The organism is Pseudomonas sp. SG-MS2, assembly GCF_009933855.1.
Taxonomy (GTDB): Bacteria; Pseudomonadota; Gammaproteobacteria; order Pseudomonadales; family Pseudomonadaceae; genus Aquipseudomonas; species Aquipseudomonas putida_E.
In genome coordinates, this window is sequence record NZ_MOMO01000211.1 from 1 (window position 1) to 4,624 (window position 4,624).

At 62.7% G+C, this 4,624-nt stretch carries 6 protein-coding genes; 2 read left to right on the forward strand and 4 right to left on the reverse strand.

Annotation, left to right across the window (positions count from 1 at the left end):
- Positions 1 to 1,264: non-homologous end-joining DNA ligase (gene ligD, locus BLX42_RS17510; protein ID WP_218580318.1), on the reverse strand; the 1,264-nt coding region annotated here is incomplete at its 3' end.
- Between the two features lie 154 nt (positions 1,265 to 1,418).
- Between ligD and BLX42_RS17515 the strand changes: the two genes are divergently transcribed.
- Positions 1,419 to 1,871 (forward strand): phosphotransferase system, HPr-related protein, encoded by a 453-nt coding sequence (locus BLX42_RS17515; protein WP_161872270.1) that lies wholly within the window; start codon positions 1,419 to 1,421, stop codon positions 1,869 to 1,871.
- Positions 1,872 to 1,873: 2 nt separating this feature from the next.
- Positions 1,874 to 2,104 (forward strand): metallothionein, encoded by a 231-nt coding sequence (locus BLX42_RS17520; RefSeq protein ID WP_161872271.1) that lies wholly within the window; start codon positions 1,874 to 1,876, stop codon positions 2,102 to 2,104.
- 83 nt (positions 2,105 to 2,187) lie between these two features.
- On the opposite strand, the gene BLX42_RS17525 is transcribed toward BLX42_RS17520, so the two are convergent.
- The 3 genes from BLX42_RS17525 to clsB form a co-directional block, all read right to left on the reverse strand.
- Positions 2,188 to 2,616, reverse strand: a complete 429-nt coding sequence (locus tag BLX42_RS17525; protein WP_046786208.1) for a hypothetical protein — start codon at positions 2,614 to 2,616, stop codon at positions 2,188 to 2,190.
- Between the two features lie 29 nt (positions 2,617 to 2,645).
- A complete protein-coding gene (locus BLX42_RS17530) occupies positions 2,646 to 3,605 on the reverse strand; it encodes a lysylphosphatidylglycerol synthase domain-containing protein (RefSeq protein WP_046786209.1) in 960 nt (319 codons plus the stop codon).
- On the reverse strand, positions 3,605 to 4,624 hold a 1,020-nt coding region (gene clsB, locus BLX42_RS17535), incomplete at its 5' end, for a cardiolipin synthase ClsB (protein ID WP_161872272.1). The genes BLX42_RS17530 and clsB, both read right to left, overlap by 1 nt.

Consider the following 4,624-nt stretch of genomic DNA (forward strand, 5'->3'; position numbering starts at 1 on the left):
CACCGAAGCCGCTGCGGCTCCCCTTGGGGTCGGTGAACCCGACGATGACGAACTCCTGGCGCTGTTTGCACTTGAGCTTGATCCAGTCCGCGCTGCGCCGGCCCGTATAGGGACTACCGGCGCGCTTGCCGATCAACCCTTCAAGCTGCAGGCGGCAGGCGCTGTCGAGCAGCGACTCCACCGCTTGCTCGAAGTCGGCAGAAAACTCCAGAACCTCGGACTGGTCATGCTCAAGCAGTTCACCCAATGCTTTGCGCCGGTCTTCCAGGGGCCGCTCGCGCAGGTCCTGGCCACCCAGGAAAAGAAGGTCAAACAGGTAATAGACGATCCGCTCGTCGTGGGCGGTGTCGAAGGCATTCTGTAATGCCTGGAAGTCGGCCACCCCGTTCTCGCCGTTGACGACCATCTCGCCATCAAGCCAGGCGTTGTCCAGGCCTAAAGCGCGAAGCGCAGCCACTTGCCTTGGCATTTTGTGGCTCCAGTCATGGCCGTTGCGCGTGAACAGCCGCACGTCGTCGCCTTCAATGCGAGCGAGCACGCGATAACCGTCGAACTTGACTTCATAGCGCCAGTCCCCAGCGGGGGGTGAATCGACCAGGGTCGCAAGCTGCGGCTGCAGTTGCCCGGGCAAGGCCGCTTTCTTGCCCGCGCCGGCCCGCTTGCGCTTGGGCGGTTGCACAGGTTTGGCGCTGGCACTGCTTCGCGGCACCAGCGTGCGATCGCTGATCACGCTGTCAGGCTGCGCTTCAACGATGCTGTAGTCGGCCTCGCTGCGTGCCTGAGCATCGTGGGACTTGACCAGCATCCACTGCTCTTTCTTGCCTGCCATTCGGGTGCGGAACAGGTTCCACACGCCGCTCAGCTTCTCTCCTTGCAAGCGAAAGCGCAGCTTGCCCTTGGCATAGGCCTGGTTTGCGTCACCCTCTGGCTCCCAGATGCCACGGTCCCAGACGATCACATCGCCGGCGCCATAGTGACCCTGCGGGATACTGCCTTCGAAATCGGCGTAGTCGAGCGGGTGATCCTCTACGTGCACCGCCAGGCGTCGCACCTTGGGGTCCAGGGAGGGCCCTTTGGGGATGGCCCAGCTTTTCAGCGTACCGTTCAGTTCCAGACGGAAGTCGTAATGCAGGTGGCTGGCGTCGTGCTTCTGAATGCAGAACTGCAGGGCATGGCTACGTTTGGCACGGCTGCGCTTGCCACTGGGCTCGGGTGTGGCATTGAAGTCGCGCTTGCGCTCATATTCCTGCAGGGGCTTGGCCATCATCTAAGGCTCCCGGGGGGCTCGGTCTCTCATTTGGGAGGCAGCAGGCCGGGCGGTAGTTCAAAAAAATCGATTGCATGCTGGGGGTAAAAAAACTCTGAATTTTCCAGGCCCACTCACAGTCGACCGGACACACCTCTGATGGAGAGCCCAAATGAGCCGACCCGATGATCGCCAGCCCTATACCCCCAGCGAAATCGATGACACCGAGGACCGCATGGGCAGCGTGCACGAGCTGGACTTCAACGACCGCCCCGAGGGGCGCATAGGGGATGAACGCCCGGCGGCTGAAGTAGCGAAGGAGTTCCCTGCGCGGCGCGTCGCAGAAGGCGGCATGACCGGCGGTGAGACACTGACGGACAGCGTGCAGGAAGACAACGTCACCGACGATGACCTGAGCCCCGGCACCCTGCTGGATGAAACCGGCGCGCGCGCCCCCTACGAACCGGGTGATGACGACGGCCCAGCGGATGAGAACCTGCGTGAGGTCGATGAGCAGGAGATCGGTGGTGGCATTGGCCTGGACGAAGCCGAGCTGGCACGGTCCGCTCCGCTGGACGGTGAACCCTGGACTGATGAAGTGGTTGATAACGAGCCGAGGAAGTGACCATGAATGAGCGTCGATGTGCCTGTGCGAACTGTTCGTGCACGGTGGACGAGAATGCCCGCATGCAGAATGACAAAGCCTATTGCTGTGAGGCCTGTGCATCAGGGCACCGCAACGGTGAGCCATGCCGTATGAGTGATTGCAAGTGCGGTGAAGCGGCTCAACCCGATGAAAACAAGGTCGACAATGCCCTGGATGAAACCTTCCCGGCCAGCGACCCGATTTCCCCCTGACCCTTTGAACAGCTTGATATCTGCTGCAGCACGCGCCCCGGGAGCTGGCAATGCCGGCTCCCGGGGCGCGGCAGGCCTGGGCCTCAATGCGTCTGCCAGATCCCGTTATTGCGCTCGCAGTCGGTACGGGCCTGGCCGAGGCTGGGGGTGTCGTAGTAATACGTGATTACCTGTGCGTCCTTGGGCAGCGTCGGGCGCGTGGAGGGCTCGTCGCGCCCTGCCGATTTCGGGTTGGCAAGGGTCTCCTGGGTCAACGGCGCGATGCAGCTGCCCACACTGCCATCGGCGCAGCGCGGGACCTTGTGCTTCTCGGTGCTGAGCATCTCCTTGCTCTCGTTGCTGCACGACCAATTGATCGCTTCAGCCGGCATGTTGCTGTAGCTGTAGCAGGTCCGTCCTTCAACTGGCTTGACCGCTTCACTGGCGGAGCGGGTCATCACCTCGCACGCGTCGGCCAGTACCTGCGTGCTGGCCAGGCTGCCCAGCACCACCATCAGCAAAGATAAACGCATGTGCCACCTCCCGGGCCTTGGGCCCGTGTTCAGGTCTTGCGTAATGTCGCTTCACCGCGTTGGCGCATAGCGCGGGCGCGTTTTTCCAGTATCAGGTAGGTAATCACCGCCAGCAGCAGCGGGATCAGGTAGTAAAGGGTGCGGTAGCCCAGCAGCGCCGCCACCAGGCTGCCCTGGCCCAGTTGGCCGTGCAGCAGCGCAAGAAACACGGCTTCGAGCACACCCAGCCCGGCAGGAATGTGGGCGACGACTCCAGCCACGCAACTGATCAGCAAGATGCCGAGAATAGAGGGGTAGAACAGGTCTCCGGGCAACAGCCAGTAAATCAGTGCTGCCATCAATGCCCAGTTGCTGGCCCCCAGCGCCACCTGGCACAGCGCCAGGCGCAGCGAGGGCAGGGTGATTTCATGCTCGCGCACCCGCCATGTACGACGCTTGGCAAAACCGCAGGCCAGCAGATAGGCCAGTGCCACACCCAGCAGCAGAAAACCGATCATCTGCAGCCCGGTTACGCCCACTGCCCAGTTTTCCGGCAACTTGACCAGGCGCAGGGCGAACACCGTACCGGCAAGCAGCATGTAACCCATCCAGTTGGTCAGCAGCCCCAGGGTCAGGATCTTGGTGATGGTCCCCGTGTCCAGGCCCAGCCGTCCGTATAACCGGTAACGCAAGGCAACGCCGCCGACCCAGGTGGTGAAGTTCAGGTTGAAGGCATAGCAGACGAAGGCCACCGGCAGCACTTGCCGCGCTGGCAGGTGGTGGCCGGTATAGGCGCGGGCCAGCAGGTCGTAGCCGGCGAATGTCAGGTAGCTGCACAGCGCCAGGCCCAAGCCGATGATCAGGGTGCTTGGCTTGTAGGCGACCAGTGACTGGCGAACCTCATTCCAGTCAAGGTTGCGCGCCAGCATGTACAGCAGCGCCGGTATCAGCACGATGAACAGCAGGGTCAGCAGGCGCTTGCCCCAGGTATGCCAGGCTTTGTGCTTCATCAGGTATTGCCCTCGTGAAGGTCGCCCTGGGCCTGCACTTCAGGCTGGACAGATTTCAGGCGTTGGCGGTGCGCCGGGAACCAGCCGGCAATGCGCGGGAAGTAGCGGGTCAGGTGAAAGCCGATGAAAATCAGCGGCGCGCGCCACCAGTAGCCGCGGATCATCCGCTCCAGCGTCACCGCCTTGCATTGGTCACTGGCGAGCGAGGCCAAGTGTTGGTACAGGTGCTGGTTGAACGCCCGATCACGTATCAGCAGGTTGGCCTCAAGGTTGAACGACAGGCTCAGCGGGTCGAGGTTGCTGGAGCCCACTGTCGACCATTCATCGTCCACCAACGCCACTTTGCCGTGCAGAGGGCGCTGGCAGTATTCGTGAATATGCACGCCGTCGCGCAACAGGTAGTTGTACAACAGTCTGGACAGCGCACGTACCCAGCGCATGTCCGGCTGGCCCTGCAGGATCAGGGTTACCTGCACACCACGGCGCGCTGCATTGCGTAACTCGCGCAACAGGCGGTAACCGGGGAAGAAATAAGCATTGGCAACTACGATGCGCTGACGGGCCGCACGCACGGCCTGCAGGTAACAGGCCTCGATATCGCTACGGTGGCGCGTGTTGTCCCGCTCGACCAGCACGGCGCTTACTTGGCCTGCGGGCTGGGTGAGCGGCTGTACCTGACTGGGCGGTTCGAGGACCGGGGCCATCAGCCGTCGGCTGGAAGCGTGCACCTGCGCGACCACCGGGCCACGAACCTCCACCGCGTAGTCCTGCTTGGCCATCGGGCCATAATCGCCCAGGTGATCGGCGCTGTAGTTGATCCCGCCAACGAATGCCCGTTCGCCATCCACCACCACGATCTTGCGGTGCAGGCGGCGGAACAGGTTGGTCCGCATGCCGGCTACCCGTGGTTGCGGGTCGAAGGCGTGAAACCGCACACCCGCTTCGGTCATCGCCGAAATGAAGGCATCCGGCAGATCGGCTGTGCCGTAACCATCCACCGCCAGTTCCACCCGCACGCC